The organism is Bacteroides sp. HMSC067B03, from assembly GCF_001811315.1.
Taxonomy (GTDB): Bacteria; Bacteroidota; Bacteroidia; order Bacteroidales; family Bacteroidaceae; genus Bacteroides; species Bacteroides faecis.
Genome location: NZ_KV804391.1, coordinates 1 through 18851, shown reverse-complemented (window position 1 = coordinate 18851; position 18851 = coordinate 1). Strand labels below are relative to the sequence as shown.

Sequence of the window (18851 nt, the reverse complement as noted above, 5' to 3'; positions counted from 1 at the left end):
CCCCAGGAAAAGACATATTGCAGCAGTTCTCACGCTTTTTTTAGTTAACCATAAGTGATAAAGAGTATAAAATGAAGTTACACACAAAGAGTTTACGTTTTAACCATAACCCCTTAAACCTGATACTCGGTGCCAGAAGAAAACAAGGCCTGCGCATCGGCTATATGGAAGCTGCATTAAACGGCTTCTATCTCAACTGCATAAAAACCGGAGTACATCCGCAGCAACTAGCCCAACTGCTATCGGAGAAATTCCATTGTATAGACACCATTTCTTCCAGCCAGTTATTTCTGTTTCTCATCAACGAAGGAAACAGGTCTTCATACGCTATCATGCTCCCCTATTTGCTCTCTACAGAGAACTTACAGCAGTTTGAAAACACCATCCGCGAACGCTTCTATGGAATAGACCGCTTCATTCAGCAAGGCAGAAATCTATACAATTTCAAAGAGTATATAGAAGAAAGAGGAGATCCGATTGTATGGATTAATGACTTGGAGAGAGGGGTTATCGGATGGGATATGGCACAAGTAGTCGGGCTGGCACGGGCTGCCAAAGACTGCGGTTACATCTCCAGAGAACAAGCTTGGGAATACATCGAACAAGCAAGCGCAGCGTGTGCCGAAATCCTCCGCACACCGGAAGAAATAGACAAGAGTTTCCTCATCGGAGGAGCGATGAAATCGAATAAAATAGAAGATTGGGAGGAATTAATCCTATGCTACTCTCTTCTCAGAAACAGCAGAGAGTAGTTATTTCTCACGGTCGACCACATAGTCCAGATAAGTCCGGAGGGCCACACAGATATTGGATTCAGGCAGAGAAGCCAGCAAATCAAATGCTTTCTTTTTATATTGTTCTATGATCCGGCAGGCATATTCAATACCGCCATTCTCCTTGGTAAATTGAATCAGACGAACAATTTCATCGGGAGTAGCCGTACCTTCCTTCACCTTCAACGCTGTTTGCTCCGCCCATTCATCTTTCGTAGTATTCAATGCATACAGGACAGGCAGCGTCAGCTTACCTTCAAGCATGTCATTACCGGTCGGCTTACCGATTTTCTTGCTATCAAAGTAGTCGAAAATATCATCTTTAATCTGGAAGCAGATGCCGATATATTCACCCAGCAGACGGGCAAAAGCAACTTCTTCTTCCCCCACCTCTACCGACAGGGCAGCCGCCTCGGCACAAGCAGCGAAAAGTGCCGCCGTTTTTTTACGTATTACATCAAAATAAACTTCCTCCGAGAAGCTATGATTACTTACATTCGAAAGTTGAAGCAACTCTCCTTCAGCAAGCTTCTGCCCCAGCGAGGATACCAGACGGATAATCTTATAATTATTGGTCTGCTCGGCATGCACCAGACTGGTAGCCAAAAGATAATCACCCGCCAGTACAGATACCTTATTATTGAAAACAGCATTCACCGAAAGCTGGCCGCGACGTTCGGTGCTCTCGTCGACTACGTCGTCGTGCACCAGACTGGCCGTATGAAGCAACTCCAAAGAGACTGCCGCATGAAGAGTAGCAGGAGAAACAGCACTATAAAGACGTGCCACCAATAGGACAAGAATAGGACGCATCATCTTACCATTCCTCTTGCGTATATGAGTTATTACGCTATCGAGCAATGCGTTCGAATCAGAAAGAGGGCTATCAAAAAGATCCTTAAAATCCTCCAGCTCCGCTTCAATCGGGGTTTTGATAAGTGAGATACTATCCATTCATAACACTATTTGAGCACAAAAGTAATAATAAAACGCTTAATACGGTATTTTTTTGTACTTTTACCATGAAAAATTAATTAAATCTATGGAGTCAGACAATAAATTATTTCTTTTAGACGCTTATGCACTGATATATCGGGCTTATTACGCCTTTATCAAGAATCCCAGAATCAACTCCAAAGGGTTCAATACTTCAGCCATTCTCGGCTTTGTCAATACCCTCGAAGAGGTGCTGAAAAAAGAGAACCCGTCACATATAGGAGTAGCCTTCGACCCCTCCGGCCCTACTTTCCGTCACGAAGCTTTCGAACAATATAAAGCCCAGCGCGAAGAAACACCGGAAGCCATCCGCCTCTCCGTACCTATTATAAAGGAGATCATACACGCTTACCGCATCCCGATTCTGGAAGTGGCAGGCTACGAGGCCGATGACGTGATCGGGACCCTCGCCACAGAAGCCGGGCGCCAAGGCATCACTACTTATATGATGACCCCTGACAAGGACTACGGTCAGCTGGTGACAGACAATGTATTCATGTACCGCCCCAAACATACGGGAGGCTTTGAAGTGATGGGCATCAAAGAAGTGAAAGCGAAGTTCGATATCCAGTCGCCCGCGCAAGTGATCGATATGCTCGGACTGATGGGCGACTCTTCCGACAATATCCCGGGCTGCCCCGGTGTCGGTGAAAAGACCGCTCAAAAACTAATCGCCGAATTCGGAAGCATCGAGAATCTGCTGGAACATACCGACCAACTGAAAGGAGCGTTGAAAACCAAAGTGGAAACAAACAAGGAACTGATCACTTTTTCCAAATTCCTCGCCACGATCAAGATCGATGTTCCTATCCAACTCGAAATGGACAAGCTCGTCCGCGAACAAGCAGACGAGGATTCACTCCGCCGGATTTTTGAAGAACTGGAATTCCGGACACTTATCGACCGGGTACTGAAAAAGGAAAGTTCAAAAGGTGGAGTAACTACGCCTACCGGAAACAAAACGGCAACCCCTCAAAGTGCCCCCTCTCCTCTTCCTCTTTTTCCCGAAGAAGGAGGAGCCATCCAAGGCGATTTATTTGCGAATTTTACGGGCAACGAGGCAGGCGAAGCGAAAAAATCGAATCTAGAGACGTTAGAAACGCTTAACTGTGATTACCAACTCATTGATACAGAGAAGAAAAGAAGCGAAATTATTCAAAAGTTACTTACATCGAAAATTCTCTCGTTAGACACGGAGACCACAGGAACAGAACCAATGGATGCCGAACTGGTCGGAATGAGTTTCTCTATAACCGAAAATCAGGCCTTTTATGTTCCGGTCCCCGACAATCATGATGAAGCGTTAAAAATAGTCAATGAGTTTCGACCGGTCTTCGAAAATGAGAATTCCCTGAAAGTCGGACAAAATATCAAGTACGACATGATCGTTCTTGAAAATTACGGAGTGCAGGTGAAAGGTGCACTCTTCGATACGATGATCGCCCACTATGTTCTTCAACCGGAACTTCGTCACGGAATGGACTATCTGGCAGAAATCTATCTTCACTATCAGACCATTCACATCGACGAACTGATAGGTCCGAAAGGAAAGAATCAGAAAAACATGCGCGATCTCGACCCGAAGGATGTCTACCGTTACGCATGCGAAGATGCAGACGTAACGCTGAAACTTAAAAATGTGCTGGAGAAGGAACTGAAAGAGAACGATGCCGAACGTTTGTTTTACGATATCGAAATGCCGCTCGTACCGGTATTGGTCAACATAGAACGAAACGGAGTGTTGCTGGATACAGATGCGCTCAAACAATCGTCTGTCCATTTCACCGCCCAGATGCAGCGCATCGAACAAGAGATTTACGAACTGGCGGGCGAAACCTTCAATATCGCTTCGCCCAAACAAGTCGGCGAGGTACTGTTTGACAAACTGAAGATCATAGAAAAAGCAAAGAAGACCAAAACCGGTCAGTACGTCACCTCGGAAGAAGTGCTCGAAAGTCTCCGGCACAAACATCCCGTAGTAGAAAAAATACTGGAACATCGCGGATTGAAAAAACTGCTGGGAACGTATATAGATGCACTTCCCCAACTGATTAACCCACGTACGGGACGGGTACACACATCCTTCAACCAGACTGTAACCTCTACCGGACGCCTCAGTTCGAGCAACCCGAACCTGCAGAATATTCCTATCCGCGACGAGAACGGCAAAGAAATCCGCAAGGCATTCATTCCGGACGAAGGCTGTCTTTTCTTCTCTGCCGACTATTCGCAGATAGAACTCCGTATCATGGCACATCTCAGCGAAGACAAAAATATGATCGATGCCTTCCTCAGCAATCATGATATCCATGCGGCAACAGCTGCCAAAATATATAAGATAGACCTGAAAGACGTCGACTCTGACATGCGCCGCAAGGCGAAAACCGCCAACTTCGGTATCATCTACGGCATCTCCGTATTCGGACTTGCCGAACGTATGAACGTAGACCGGAAAGAAGCCAAGGAACTGATCGACGGTTACTTCGAAACTTATCCAAGCGTCAAGGCTTATATGGATAAAAGCATCCAGGTAGCTCAGGAAAAAGGGTATGTAGAAACGATTTTCCACCGGAAACGCTTCTTGCCCGATATCAACTCACGAAATGCAGTTGTACGCGGCTATGCAGAACGAAATGCCATCAACGCACCAATTCAGGGAAGTGCCGCAGATATCATAAAAGTAGCAATGGCACGTATTTATCAGCGTTTCCAGACAGAAGGCATACAGGCCAAAATGATACTCCAAGTGCATGATGAATTGAACTTCAGTGTACCGATGAACGAAAAAGAACGGGTAGAAGAGATCGTCATTGAGGAAATGGAAAATGCATACCGCATGCATGTCCCCCTGAAAGCAGATTGCGGATGGGGCAAAAACTGGCTCGAAGCACACTAAAACAATGTTTATCCTACTATAGCAAAGCAGGGCTGAACAGCCAAATAAAGGAAAGAATGAGTTATAACATTATTTAACCCATTATCCAGAAAGCAAGAAAAAGGTTCACTTCCTCAACGAAGTGCTCCGTTCTATATCCGGCAGGTTGACTGCCGGATATTTTTTTGTCACCAATCTTGGCAAAAAGCAAGATAGTCCCCTAGCCATTACCTGACATTTTGATATTATTTCAGCTTTATATTTGCATAAATACCGAATAAATATATAACTTTGCAGCGCAATACAAGAGTATTGATAGACAAATGAAAGTATAATTCTAAAATCAAATAGCCATGAAAACAAAAGTATCTTTAAAAATGTATGTTCTATCCGTAGTTCTTCTGATGACCTCTTTTGTTGCTTCTGCACGCAGTTATGATGGTCAGCTGGTTTATAATCCGGTAGAAGAAAATGGAGTAATGGTAGGTCAGACTGTTTACAAGATGAACGGAAACACACTTGCCAACTATATGAAATACAACTATAAGTACGACGACAATAAGCGCATGATTGAAAGCGAGACCTTGAAATGGAACAGTACTAAAGAAGAATGGGAAAAAGATCTCCGTATCCAATATGCTTATAAAGGAAAAACTGTAACGACCAATTACTATAAATGGAACACCAAGAAACGTGCTTACGTATTAGTTCCGGAGATGACAGTAACCATGGACAATACTAATTTGTAACAGCATTTTTTTAACAATATACTCTCTCATTCTAATATTCTAACAAAAAGAAAGCGCCGTTCCTGATGAAGAAACGGCGTTTTCGCGTATATTCGCAAAAGTGTAGATTTATAGCACAAAGAACCGATCCTGCAGACCTTTCAGAAAACTTCGGGAGATTATCAGATCGCTTTTATCATGAAAAGGCGGATAGAGCTGGCAACATTTCCCATCAATCATTGCAAGATAATTAACATTGACAATAGCTGACTGGCTAATCTGAATAAAAGCTTGTGAGTAACCAATGATATCTTCGGCTTTTGTATTTCGCTTCAAGTTCAACCGGGTCTGATTGAACAGAGCTACCTGCCACTGGCGCTTGTCTTTCAGATATTCGAAATACCCGATCTCTTCCAGCCGCAAAAGCTTGAAACCGGTCACCGTACTGATCATAAACATTCCCTGTTGCGGCATCAGGGCACTGACAGAAGAAGCAAAAGAGGACGAAGGAGCCACCGGTATCGAAGCGACAGCTTTCCGGTAGCGTTCTATAACGATCTTCAGATCTTCCGTCTCAAAAGGTTTCAACAAGAAATCAAAAGCGGACTCACGCAGAGCCTGAAGCAGATATTTATCATATGAAGTATAAAAAACAACTTTCATATCCCACAGCACTTCATCGCGTATCTCACTCAACAGGTTAAGCCCCAGCACATCCGGAAGCTCCACATCCAAGAACAACAGGTCCGGACGCAGTTCCATTATCATCTTTTTCCCTTTTGCTCCATTGCTTGCTGTTCCTTTTATTTCAAACTCCTGATAAGCGCCCAGCTCCCTGCGCAAAGCATCAATCGCAGTACGCTCATCATCCACAATAACAACTTTATATTTATCTTCTACATTCATCATAATTCATAAGAAAAATGAAACGGTATATACACAGACACTTGCGTACCGGTCTGACCATCGTTTCGGTTGGTTATGTCAAAACGCATTTTCTCGTTTTTATTCTTTGTATTAAGCAGCTGGACCGTTTGATAGAGCACTTTCAGTCCGGTTCCCGTCCCTTTAGTCGAAGAAACAACTTGCGGAAGATACCCTCGTCCATTGTCACAAACCAAGATACGGATTCCTTTTCCTTCACGGGAAACACGGACAGACAACTCCTTTTCTCCATCTTTTCCAGCCAGTCCGTGCTTAATCGCATTCTCTACCGGAATCTGAACAATCATGGAAGGAATCATGATACGTTTTGCATCCAGTCCCTCCTCTACTATCACCGACGCTGTAAAGCCTTCGCCGATACGACCGCTTTCGAGGCTGATATACGACTGCACGAAATCCAGTTCGTCCTGCAAAGATACGCTTAACTTTTCAGTCAGTTCAAGGCTCCGACGGAGATATTTGACCAGTTCCATCAAATTATTCTTCACTTCCTCCGACCCATTGAACTGATTAATCTCCCGTCCCAGCACATTGAAAGTGAAATGAGGAGAAATCCGGCTCCGCAAGTTCTCCATACGGACACGATTGATCTGCTGAAAGAAACGTTCGCGGAGAAACTCTCTCTTTTTCCTCATATACCAGATGATCACTACCGTTCCGGCTGCGAGCAACAGGCAGACAAGCACCCAGATATACATGCTCAGCCTCAAAACCCGTACCTCACCAGCCTGCCGTTGAATCTGCATTTCTTTGCGCAATACGATCGTATCCTGACGGTAACGCATATCCAGTTCGGCCACACGAGTACGAATCCGCTCGCTACGGATAGAGTCATTCAGTTGGTAATCACGCTTCAGATATTTATATGCATTACGGTAGTCGCCGGCCTTTTCATAATAATGCTGCAGATATTGGTTGCGTATAGTGAGCATATTGGCATCCACATGGCCGGTAGAAGCAGTCCGTGCAATCATCTCCCTGGCACGTGCGATATTTCCTTTTTTCAAGGAAAGCTCAATCATCAGTGTCTCAATATAGTGCATGGCGGAGTTATTCTTTATCTCCGAAAAATAACGATAACCTTCATTCAGATTGTTTTCAGCAGAATCCAAACGGTTAGTCAGCAGATAAAGATCGCCCAGATTGACTTTCGAGAGATTACTTTCAAATACCATTTGCGGATAATTCGCTATCATATCAGCCGCCTGCCGCATATAAACCAGTGCTTCCTGATAATCTTTCTTGTAATAGTAATGATTTCCCCGATTATTGAGATACACCCACTTCTCGCTGACAGTCATTTCATCAAAAAACTGCCCTGCCAGCTCGTAATAATGATTTGACAAATCAAAGTCGCGCAAATCCATGTAAGTCTGTCCTAATCCGCAATAAACTGGAAACTTGGCATGTTCCGACAGGTGCAGGGAGTCGCAGATAAACAATGCCTTCCGATAATAAGAAGCGGTATGTGCCAGTTCCCCACGATGCAGATGAGCATCAGCCAGATTCATACAAATATCCGATAGAAGATGCGCCTTGTCTCCTTTCAGACGATAAGCGTAGGATTTCTCATAATAGGCAACTGCCGAATCGGGCTGATTGAGTTGCATCCAGACATTTCCCTCGATGTTATATACATCCGAAAGCACATCATTCCAGCGCGGGCAGGCAGTTGCACGCTTGTCATACTCTTTCACAGGGCGGTTATAATAGAGGATAGAATCAAAATCGGACGATACGAAAAAAGTCTTTCCATACAATGCCATCAGGCGGTAATATGTCATCGAATCCTGCGTCTGGTGGAGTGCATTACGCAATAAAGAACGCGAATAAGGCAAGTTAGAGAACAGAGAATCCTGTGCACGGACTTCCAAAGAGTCAATAAATGATTGCTCACACAAAGAGTGACTGCGATGCTTATCCACACAACTGCAGCTCAACCATATCACCAACCCTATCAACCCAAATAGCTTCATAGCAGATTTCGCTTTATTTCGTCCCCTCGTCCGTGTCTAATTTTGAATGCCACAAAAATACATTAATTATATTGAATCTCAACGAAATTTATTATTTTTTTAATACCTTTGCGCCCATATAAACATGAGTAACTGACCTAATGAGTCCATTGAACTTTACCCACATTCTGACACAGGCAGTCGATGAGCTATCGGAAAGCGAATCTTACAAAGGGCTGTTTCATCAACATAAAGATGGCGAACCATTGCCCTCTGCTAAAGTTTTGTATGAAATTATCGAGCTTTCACGTGCCATTCTCTTCCCCGGATACTACGGAAATTCCACCATCAACAGCCGGACAATCAATTATCACATCGGTGTAAATATCGAAAAGTTATTTGACTTGCTCACAGAGCAAATCCTTGCCGGATTATGTTTCGGAACGACAGAAGGAAAATGCAACGTCTGCTCGGAGTCGAGAAGAGAAGAAGCTGCCCGACTAGCCGCGAAGTTTATCAGTAAACTACCCGCTATGAGAAGAATACTGGCAACGGATGTAGAAGCCGCCTACAACGGCGACCCTGCTGCCAAGAGCTACGGTGAAGTTATTTTCTGTTATCCCGCTATCAAAGCGATCAGCAATTATCGTATTGCACACGAACTGCTGGAACTGGGTGTTCCCCTGATTCCGCGCATGATTACGGAAATGGCACATAGCGAAACGGGAATCGACATCCATCCGGGAGCGAAAATAGGCAGTCACTTTACCATAGACCACGGAACGGGTGTCGTGATCGGTGCAACAAGCATCATCGGAAATAATGTCAAATTATATCAGGGTGTCACCCTGGGAGCGAAAAGCTTCCCGCTGGATGCCGACGGAAAACCGATCAAGGGCATTCCCCGCCACCCGATTCTGGAGGACAATGTCATTGTCTACTCCAATGCTACTATCTTGGGAAGAATTACTATCGGAAGAGACGCCACCGTAGGAGGTAATATCTGGGTAACAGAGAATATCCCCGCCGGAGCGAAAATAGTACAAACAAAAGCAAAGAAATAAAATCAATTAACTATATATGAGCGAACAATTCGAGATGATAGCCAAGACCTTCCAGGGACTGGAAGAGATCCTTGCTGAAGAACTTACAACACTGGGAGCCAACGATATCCAGATAGGACGCCGCATGGTTTCATTTACAGGAGACAAGCGTATGATGTACAAGGCAAATTTCTGCCTCCGTACTGCTATCCGCATTCTAAAACCGATCAAGAATTTTACGGCAAAGGATGCTGATGAAGTTTACAACCAGATACAGGCTATTCCATGGGAAGAGTATCTTGATGTAAACAAGACGTTTGCGATAGATGCAGTTGTATTCAGCGAGGAATTCCGTCATTCCAAGTTTGTATCGTATAAGGTGAAGGATGCTATTGTGGATTATTTCCGCGAAAAGACAGGCAAACGTCCGTCGGTACGCATCAATAATCCGGATGTACTGCTCAATATTCACATTGCACATACCACTTGTACGTTGTCGCTGGACTCTTCCGGAGAATCGCTTCATCGTCGCGGATACCGTCAGGAACAGGTAGAAGCTCCGCTGAACGAAGTATTGGCTGCCGGTATGGTTCTGATGACAGGATGGCGCGGCGAATGTGACCTGATTGACCCGATGTGCGGTTCGGGAACGATTCCTGTGGAAGCAGCACTGATAGCAAGAAACATCGCTCCGGGAGTATTCCGCAAAGGATTCGCATTTGAGAAATGGGTGGATTTCGATTCGGAGATGTTCGACGAGATTTACAATGATGATAGCCAGGAGCGCGAGTTTACGCATAAGATTTACGGATATGACAACAGTCCGAAAGCGAACGAAATAGCAACACATAATATAAAAGCGGCAGGCGTATCCAAGGATGTGACACTGAAACTGCAACCGTTCCAGCAGTTTGAACAACCGCAGGAAAAGTCCATTATCGTCATGAATCCCCCTTATGGTGAACGTATCTCCACCAATGACTTGCTTGGATTGTACCAGATGATTGGTGAGCGTCTGAAACATGCATTTGTAGGAAACGAAGCCTGGGTACTCTCTTACCGCGAAGAATGTTTCGATCAGATTGGCCTGAAAGCAAGTCAGAAAGTACCGTTATTCAATGGTGCACTGGAATGCGAGTTCCGCAAATATGAGATTTTCGACGGAAAATATAAAGAGTTCAAGAGTCAGGAGGGAGAAGGAGAAGAGAAAAAAGAGACAGAAGGAAGCTATGATGCTTCGAAACCCCGGGAAAGAAAAGAATTCAAGCCACGTGGGGAAGGAGAATTCAGACCCAGACGGGAAGGTGAGTTCAAACCGCGTCGCGAAGGGGAATTCAAGCCACGCAGAGAAGGTGAATATAAACCACGCCGCGAAGGAGAGTACAAACCACGTCGGGAGGGTGACTTCAAACCCAGACGAGAAGAAGGAAGCTTTACACGGGATGACAGAGACAGAAAGCCGAGAGGCGAGTTCCGGGGAGAAAGAGATTCGAGAGCTCCGAGAGAGTTCAGAGGAAATCGGGAGCCCAGAATTCCGAAGAAGGAAGAAGAGTAATTTCATTCCTTCATTGACTATCAATATAAGGTTGCAAAATGCGACCTTATCAATATTTGGAAAAGGTCTATCATCCGACAAGGAAAGGTATGCCATTCAAATAAAGACAACCTCCTTGGACAGGGTAAAAATAGAAGGATTTAAAAACAAATAAAGTAAAAAGCAATGAGTAAAATTGGAAAAAGAGCCATCTTGATATTGCTGGCACTACCAATCGTAATCAATGTTATGGCACAGGAAACTAAAAAGCTGACACTGGAAGATTTGATTCCAGGTGGCGAAACCTACCGCTATGCAGAAAACCTGTACGGCCTGCAATGGTGGGGAGATGTGTGTATCAAACCAAGTACCGACACCATCTACACCGTCCAGCCCCAAACGGGGAAAGAGGCGGTACTCACTACCCTTGAACAAATCAACAAAGTACTTGCAGACCATAAAGCAGGGAAACTGTCGCCCCCGTATTCTATCCTTTACCCATGGGCAGACAAGCCGCAAATGCTACTGAAAGTATCCGGCAAGTTCATCGTATACGATTTCAAGAACAACCGGATTGTCAGCACACTGAAACTGAAGGAGAAAGCAGCTAACGAGGACTATTGCGCAGCCAACGGAAACGTAGCCTACACAGTAAACAATAACCTGTATGTGAACGAACAGGCCATCACTAACGAGCCCGAAGGCATTGTCTGCGGTCAGTCCGTACACCGCAATGAATTCGGCATCAACAAAGGCACTTTCTGGAGCCCGAAAGGAAACTTGCTCGCTTTCTACCGCATGGACGAAAGCATGGTCACGCAATATCCGCTTGTAGACATCACCGCACGCGTAGGGGAAGTGAACAACGTCCGTTATCCAATGGCAGGAATGACCAGCCACCAAGTAAAAGTAGGCATCTACAACCCTGCTACCGAAAAGACGATCTATCTGGATGCAGGCGATCCGACCGACCGTTATTTCACCAATATCAGCTGGTCGCCGGACGAAAAAAGCCTCTACCTTATCGAGCTGAACCGCGACCAGAACCACGCCGTACTTTGCCAATATGATGCAACGACAGGCAAACTGACGGGCAAACTGCTGGAAGAAACGCACCCTAAATATGTAGAGCCTCAACACCCCATCGTATTCTTACCGTGGGATAACAATAAATTCATCTACCAAAGCCAGCGCGACGGATACAATCACCTATACCTATGCGACATCACCACCAGCCTCAAAGGCGACTGGAAAAGCGAAGCCGCAGGCGGCAAGCATATCGAATACATCCCGGTGAAACAACTGACCGAAGGTAAATGGCTGGTAGGCGACATTCTGGGCTTCAACGCGAAGCGGAAGGAAGTCATCTTCCAGGCAGTAGACGGCAAAGGCTGCAATAACTTTGCGGTGAATGTAAACACAGGAAAACGAAGTCTCCCGTTCAGTTTCCGTTCTACCACCGAAGGAGAACACAACGGAACGCTCAGCGCATCGGGAACCTACCTCATCGACCGTTATTCGACTCCTACCCTTCCGCGCTGCATTGACATCGTGGATACCAAAAGCCTGAAAACAGTCAACCTGCTGACCGCCCTAAACCCGTATGAGGGGTATCAGATGCCCACCATCGAAACCGGTACCATTAAAGCTGCAGACGGAACCACCGACCTATATTACCGCCTCACCAAACCCGCAGACTTCGACCCGAACAAGAAGTATCCGGTCATCGTCTACGTATACGGCGGACCACACGCGCAACTCGTCACCGGCGGCTGGCTGAACGGTTCCCGCGGATGGGACATCTACATGGCCAACAAAGGCTATATCATGTTCACCCTCGATAACCGGGGCAGTGCCAACCGGGGACTGGAATTTGAAAACGCCACCTTCCGCCGGCTCGGCATTGAAGAAGGCAAAGACCAGGTGAAGGGCATTGAATTTCTGAAATCTCTCCCCTACATAGACGGAAACCGCATCGGCGTGCACGGATGGAGCTTCGGAGGTCACATGACCACTGCCCTGCTGCTCCGCCACCCGGAAATATTCAAGGTAGGCGTAGCCGGCGGACCTGTCATCGACTGGGGATACTACGAAGTGATGTACGGCGAACGCTACATGGATACTCCGGAAAGCAACCCGGAAGGCTACAAAGAATGTGACCTGAAGAACCTTGCCGGACAGTTAAAAGGTCATCTGCTCATTATCCATGACGACCACGACGACACCTGCGTACCGCAACACACACTTTCGTTTATGAAAGCCTGTGTAGACGCCCGCACTTATCCCGACCTGTTTATTTACCCGTGCCACAAGCACAACGTATCAGGCCGCGACCGCGTACATCTGCATGAGAAAATCACCCGGTACTTTGAGCAGAACCTATAAAGACCGACAGCCCACAGTACCATACCGAAAAGCTCATAACTGAAAACCCATAACCCAATACTCATTATGAAAATATTATTACTAGGCTCGGGTGGCCGCGAACATGCACTGGCATGGAAAATTGCCCAAAGTCCGAAAGTTGAAAAGCTGTACATCGCTCCGGGAAACGCCGGAACAACCGCCGTAGGCGAGAATGTCAACATCAAAGCTACCGACTTTGAAGCGATCAGCGCTTTCGCTCTGAAAGAAAACATCGAAATGGTGGTAGTAGGTCCCGAAGATCCATTGGTAGAAGGCATCTACGACTATTTCCAGAATCGTCCCGAACTGAAACATATCGCCGTTATCGGTCCGTCCGCCAACGGAGCACAGCTGGAGGGCAGCAAGGAGTTTGCCAAAGGCTTCATGATGCGTCACCGAATCCCGACAGCCCGATATAAAAGTATCACAACCGAAAACCTTGAAGAAGGGCTGGCTTTCCTCGAAACGCTGGAAGCCCCTTACGTACTGAAGGCAGACGGACTCTGTGCCGGAAAAGGCGTTCTCATTCTCCCTACGCTGGACGAAGCCAAGAAAGAACTGAAGGAAATGCTTGGCGGCATGTTCGGCTCCGCATCGGCAACAGTCGTTATTGAAGAGTTTCTGAGCGGCATCGAATGTTCCGTATTCGTGCTTACCGACGGCGAACACTACAAAGTACTCCCCGTAGCGAAAGACTACAAACGCATCGGCGAAGGAGACAAAGGTCTCAACACAGGCGGTATGGGCAGCGTGACTCCGGTTCCGTTTGCCGACGAAGAATACATGGAGAAAGTACGCACCCGCATCATCGAACCGACCATCAACGGGCTGAAAGAAGAAAACATCGTCTACAAAGGCTTCATCTTCCTCGGACTGATCCGAGTGAAAGGCGAACCGATGGTAATCGAATATAACGTCCGCATGGGCGATCCGGAGACAGAAAGCGTCATGCTCCGCATTCAGAGCGACTTTGTAGAATTGCTGGAAGGCACAGCCGCAGGCAACCTCGACGAAAAGACGCTGGTGATAGACCCGCGTTCGGCAGGCTGCGTTATCCTCGTGAGCGGCGGTTACCCCGAAGCATACGAAAAAGGCTTCCCTATCAGCGGTCTGGAACAGGCTGCCGCTACCGAAAGCATCATTTTCCATGCCGGAACAGCCATGAAGGACGGACAAATCGTAACGAACGGAGGACGCGTGATCGCTGTCTGCTCTTACGGGGCCACGAAGGAAGAAGCACTGGCACAGAGCTATAAAGTGGCAGACATGATCAACTTTGACAAGAAGTATTTCCGTCACGATATCGGATTCGACTTATAATGAGAAACAAGAGACTACAAGGTCAGGTCACAGCAGGGCGGTGGACACTCCCTGCTGCCATTTTCATCTGCACCCTTTGTTGGGTGCTGACCTCTGTCCTATTGCCGGGACTCACCATGCCGGCGGGCGAAGAAGGTGGTTCCGTCCTCTGGCAGTCCGCCCGCACGCTGTTGCTTCCCACATGGGCAGAACACCTTGTCAGTTTTCTTATCTACGCAGCTGCCGGCTATTTCCTGATTGAGCTGAACAACCGGTTCGGCATCATTCGTATGCGGGCTTCCGTACAGACGGCCATTTATTTTCTGCTGGTCACGGTCTGCCCGGAAATGCACCTGCTGTATGCAGGAGACGTGGCTGCCATTGCCTTTTTATTCTCCATCTATTTTCTGTTCAAGAGTTATCAACAGTCGCAGGCGGCAGGATATTTGTTCTATTCCTTCCTCTTTATCGGTGCAGGAAGCATTTTCTTTCCCCAGCTCACCTTCTTTTCGGTGCTCTGGCTGTTTGAGGCATACCGTTTCCAATCGCTTACGTTCCGCAGTTTCTGCGGTGCATTAATAGGATGGACGATGCCCTATTGGATGCTGTTCGGACATGCTTTCTTCCACGATCAGATGGAGCTGTTCTATCACCCATTCAGGGAACTGGCTACTTTTGGAGATTTACTCAACCTGCAGGTACTCCAGCCTTGGGAACTGGCAACACTCGGTTACCTGTTTGTGTTATTCATCGTCAGCGCCGCCCATTGCGTCGTTGCCGGATTCGAAGACAAGATACGTACACGTGCCTATTTACAATTTCTCATAGACCTGACGCTCTTCCTCTTCATACTGATTGCGCTGCAACCGTCGCAATGCAGCAACCTTCTGCCGTTGCTTATGATAAGCAGCAGTATACTGATCGGACACCTTTTCGTGCTGACCAACAGCAAAACATCGAATGTATTTTTCATTGTTTCTCTGGTCTGCCTCATCCTCTTATTCGGTTTTAACGTATGGACGCTTTTATAGACTCAACAATACAACTCCTCATCGAATGGGGACTTCCGGGATTGTTTATCTCGGCCCTACTTGCAGGGAGTATCATACCGTTCAGTTCCGAACTGGTGCTGGTAGCACTGGTGAAACTCGGTCTGAACCCTACCGCCTGTATATTGGCTGCCGCGCTCGGCAACACCGCAGGCGGAATGACCTGTTACTATATGGGACGTCTGGGCAAAATAAGCTGGATTGAGAAATACTTCAAAGTAAAGAAAGAGAAAGTAGACAAAATGATGAAGTTCCTGCAAGGAAAGGGAGCATTGATGGCATTTTTCGCCTTCCTGCCAGCTGTCGGAGAAGTAATCTCCATCGCACTGGGATTCATGCGAAGCAATGTATGGCTTACCACCGCTTCCATGTTTGCCGGGAAACTGATACGCTACATCTTACTTTTATACGTGCTGGAAAGCGCATGGAATGTTGTTGCAGGATGAAAAGAGTAATTGAAAAGACTGACGACGGGAGTGCTACCCTATTTGTTCCGGAATTGAATGAACATTATCATTCGACCAAAGGAGCACGTACGGAATCGCAGCATATTTTCATCAATATGGGACTGAAAGCCTCCGATTCCCCCTCCCCACATATCTTGGAGATCGGTTTCGGAACAGGACTGAATGCCTGGCTTACCCTTGAAGAAGCAGAAAGAAGCGGACGCAACGTACACTATACAGGCCTCGAACTCTACCCGTTGGAATGGCAGATGGTGGAGCAACTGGGATATATAGGGAAAGAGAATGATGAGCATTCAGCGATCAATAGCGGACAACAAGCAGCCATCGATCTATTCAGAGGCATTCATACATCACCGTGGGAAGAAGAAATATCCTTTACCCCACACTTCACTCTCTGTAAAATACAAGCCGACGTTAATAAATGGATAATGAATAATGAACAATGGGCAATAAACCGTACCATTACACAGCACAGCCATTCTCCATTGTCCATTATCCATTCTCCATTATCATTTGACGTTATCTATTTCGATGCCTTCGCTCCGGAAAAGCAACCGGAAATGTGGTCGCAGGAACTATTTAACCGTTTATATGTTTTATTAAATGAAGGAGGCATCCTCACCACTTATTGCGCCAAAGGAGTCATCCGGCGCATGTTGCAGGCAGCAGGCTTTACCGTAGAGCGCCTTCCCGGTCCTCCGGGAGGAAAGCGGGAAATACTACGTGCCCTGAAGCCGAAAGAAAAGCAAGAAGCTGAAATATAGAAATACAGAGATACAAGGAAAAAGTAGCAACCCCCGATATTAATACAATAGTCATGAAACAACAACTAAAAGATCTGAAAACACTCCTTCTTCTTGGCTCCTGCCTCCTGTTGGCAGCCTGCACGGGCCGAACGTCCAAAGCAAGCGGCAACGAAGAAGCAAAACCGGTCATTACCGTCACCATTGAACCGCAACGCTACTTCACGGAAGCGATTGCCGGTGACAAGTTTACGGTAGTGAGCATGGTCCCGAAAGGTTCCAGTCCGGAGACATACGACCCGATTCCTCAACAACTGGTATCCCTGGGAGACAGCAAAGCATACCTCCGCATCGGCTACATCGGCTTTGAGCAGACCTGGATGGACCGGCTGATGAATAACACTCCGCACATCCAAGTATTCGACACCTCAAAAGGTGTAGACCTAATTCTGAACAACAACGAACAGGAACACACAGCCGGACATCATGACCACGACGGGCACAATCATGCCGTAGAACCACATATATGGAACTCTACCACCAACGCCCTGATACTTGCCGGAAACACCTTTAAGGCACTTTGCATGCTCGACAAGCCCAACGAGGCCTATTATCTGGCACGCTACGACTCCCTCTGCCGTCGTATCCAACATACCGACAGCCTCATCCGCCGGCAACTTTCCGCCCCGAAATCGGCCAAATCCTTTATGATTTACCATCCGGCTCTCTCCTACTTCGCCCGCGACTACGGACTGCATCAGATTTCAATCGAGGAAGGCGGTAAAGAACCTTCACCTGCCCATCTGAAAGAACTGATAGACTTGTGCAAATCGGAAAAAGTAGGTGTCATCTTCGTACAACCGGAGTTCGACAAGCGCAACGCAGAGACCATCGCGCAGCAAACCGGCACAAAGGTAGTCCCCATCAACCCGTTAAGTTATGACTGGGAGACAGAAATGCTGAACGTAGCCAAAGCACTCACCCCTATGGACCCCGAATAAAAACGGGACTCTATAGAATGAACGACCGAATCATACATAAACGAAGTAACTCTCCAAATATGAAACCGATTATCGAAATAAAGAACCTTGCTGCCGGATACGACGGTCGTACTGTACTCCACGACGTAAACCTGAACGTTTACGAACGGGACTTTCTGGGCATCATCGGTCCGAACGGAGGCGGCAAGACGACACTGATCAAGTGCATCCTCGGTCTGCTGAAACCGACTGCCGGAGAAATCATCTTCCACACTCCTACAGAACCATCCGGCACGCCCCAAACCGTCACTTCCGGTGCTCAGACTTCCCTCGGCTATCTGCCACAGTACAGCACCATCGACCGGAAGTTTCCGATTTCGGTGGAGGAAGTGATTCTCTCCGGACTAAGTATCCAGAAATCACTGACTTCCCGCTTCACTCCCGAACAGAAGGAGAAAGGCAAACAAATCATCGTCCGCATGGGACTCGAAGGACTCGAGCACCGTTCCATCGGCCAACTTAGCGGCGGACAACTACAGCGTGCACTGCTCGGACGCGCCATTATCTCCGATCCTTCGGTACTGATTCTCGACGAACCCAGCACGTACATCGACAAACGTTTTGAAGCACGCCTCTACGAACTGTTGGCTGAAATAAACAAGGAATGCGCCATCATCCTCGTCAGCCATGACATCGGCACCGTACTGCAACAAGTAAAGTCCATCGCCTGCGTCAACGAAACACTGGACTACCACCCCGATACGGGCGTCTCTACAGAATGGCTGGAAAAGAACTTCAACTGCCCCATCGAACTGTTAGGACACGGCACGTTGCCACACCGCGTTCTCGGTGAACATCACCATCATCACTAAACGTTCACTGTAAAATGTACGTCCAGGAACTACTGTACTATATTGAAAAGGGAACATATACAAACATTTCGTCCCACTTCCTTCCAAACAGAAAAGAAATGGGACGAAACAATATCATATAAAATAATGACTTCTTACAATCTCTGAATTTCTTCAGGTACTCAATCCATTCTTCCAGTGGAGTAA

At 46.8% G+C, this 18851-nt stretch carries 15 protein-coding genes; 12 read left to right on the top strand and 3 right to left on the bottom strand.

The genetic code is table 11. The features are described 5' to 3' along the window. Nucleotides 1–71: 71 nt before the first annotated feature. On the top strand, nt 72–752 hold the full coding sequence (locus HMPREF2794_RS16765; RefSeq protein ID WP_010536003.1) for a DUF1266 domain-containing protein: 681 nt from the start codon (nt 72–74) through the stop codon (nt 750–752). Here HMPREF2794_RS16765 and HMPREF2794_RS16760 read toward each other — a convergent pair whose 3' ends face one another. Beyond that, nucleotides 753–1727 (bottom strand): polyprenyl synthetase family protein, encoded by a 975-nt coding sequence (locus tag HMPREF2794_RS16760; RefSeq protein WP_010536002.1) that lies wholly within the window; start codon nt 1725–1727, stop codon nt 753–755. It abuts the gene before it with no gap. Nucleotides 1728–1815: 88 nt separating this feature from the next. Between HMPREF2794_RS16760 and polA the strand changes: the two genes are divergently transcribed. Continuing rightward, nucleotides 1816–4665: a DNA polymerase I gene (gene polA / locus HMPREF2794_RS16755; protein WP_070751961.1), complete on the top strand. Its 2850-nt coding sequence runs from the start codon at nt 1816–1818 to the stop codon at nt 4663–4665. A 332-nt stretch (nt 4666–4997) separates the two neighbouring features. Further along, nucleotides 4998–5393 (top strand): DUF3836 domain-containing protein, encoded by a 396-nt coding sequence (locus tag HMPREF2794_RS16750; protein ID WP_055269497.1) that lies wholly within the window; start codon nt 4998–5000, stop codon nt 5391–5393. 108 nt (nt 5394–5501) lie between these two features. Here HMPREF2794_RS16750 and HMPREF2794_RS16745 read toward each other — a convergent pair whose 3' ends face one another. Next, nucleotides 5502–6281, bottom strand: coding sequence for a LytR/AlgR family response regulator transcription factor (locus HMPREF2794_RS16745; protein ID WP_055269496.1), 780 nt, complete (start codon nt 6279–6281; stop codon nt 5502–5504). Next, a complete protein-coding gene (locus tag HMPREF2794_RS16740; RefSeq protein WP_022301778.1) occupies nt 6278–8293 on the bottom strand; it encodes a tetratricopeptide repeat-containing sensor histidine kinase in 2016 nt (671 codons plus the stop codon). Before HMPREF2794_RS16740 ends, HMPREF2794_RS16745 begins: the two co-directional genes overlap by 4 nt. Nucleotides 8294–8433: 140 nt before the next feature. Here HMPREF2794_RS16740 and epsC point away from each other — a divergent pair, with 140 nt between their 5' ends. From epsC to HMPREF2794_RS16695, 9 genes are all read left to right on the top strand, one after another. Then, complete coding sequence (epsC, locus tag HMPREF2794_RS16735; protein WP_010535997.1) at nt 8434–9336, top strand: serine O-acetyltransferase EpsC; 903 nt, start codon at nt 8434–8436, stop codon at nt 9334–9336. Nucleotides 9337–9352: 16 nt separating this feature from the next. Continuing rightward, a complete protein-coding gene (locus HMPREF2794_RS16730; RefSeq protein WP_022301777.1) occupies nt 9353–10870 on the top strand; it encodes a THUMP domain-containing class I SAM-dependent RNA methyltransferase in 1518 nt (505 codons plus the stop codon). Nucleotides 10871–11035: 165 nt separating this feature from the next. Beyond that, nucleotides 11036–13234, top strand: a complete 2199-nt coding sequence (locus tag HMPREF2794_RS16725) for a S9 family peptidase (protein ID WP_070751959.1) — start codon at nt 11036–11038, stop codon at nt 13232–13234. Between the two features lie 66 nt (nt 13235–13300). Further along, nucleotides 13301–14575, top strand: a complete 1275-nt coding sequence (gene purD, locus HMPREF2794_RS16720; protein ID WP_055269492.1) for a phosphoribosylamine--glycine ligase — start codon at nt 13301–13303, stop codon at nt 14573–14575. Next, complete coding sequence (locus tag HMPREF2794_RS16715) at nt 14575–15585, top strand: hypothetical protein (RefSeq protein WP_055269491.1); 1011 nt, start codon at nt 14575–14577, stop codon at nt 15583–15585. The genes purD and HMPREF2794_RS16715 overlap by 1 nt, the downstream gene beginning before the upstream one ends. Then, entirely contained in the window at nt 15570–16049 is a 480-nt protein-coding gene (locus tag HMPREF2794_RS16710) for a YqaA family protein (RefSeq protein ID WP_010535992.1), read from the top strand. The genes HMPREF2794_RS16715 and HMPREF2794_RS16710 overlap by 16 nt, the downstream gene beginning before the upstream one ends. Continuing rightward, nucleotides 16046–16834, top strand: coding sequence for a tRNA (5-methylaminomethyl-2-thiouridine)(34)-methyltransferase MnmC2 (gene mnmD, locus HMPREF2794_RS16705; protein WP_010535991.1), 789 nt, complete (start codon nt 16046–16048; stop codon nt 16832–16834). The genes HMPREF2794_RS16710 and mnmD overlap by 4 nt, the downstream gene beginning before the upstream one ends. Nucleotides 16835–16887: 53 nt before the next feature. After that, nucleotides 16888–17814 carry a metal ABC transporter solute-binding protein, Zn/Mn family gene (locus tag HMPREF2794_RS16700; protein WP_010535990.1) on the top strand — a complete coding sequence of 309 codons (927 nt, stop codon included), beginning with the start codon at nt 16888–16890 and terminating at the stop codon, nt 17812–17814. A 59-nt stretch (nt 17815–17873) separates the two neighbouring features. Continuing rightward, nucleotides 17874–18665, top strand: coding sequence for a metal ABC transporter ATP-binding protein (locus HMPREF2794_RS16695; RefSeq protein ID WP_055269490.1), 792 nt, complete (start codon nt 17874–17876; stop codon nt 18663–18665). Nucleotides 18666–18851 lie beyond the last annotated feature (186 nt).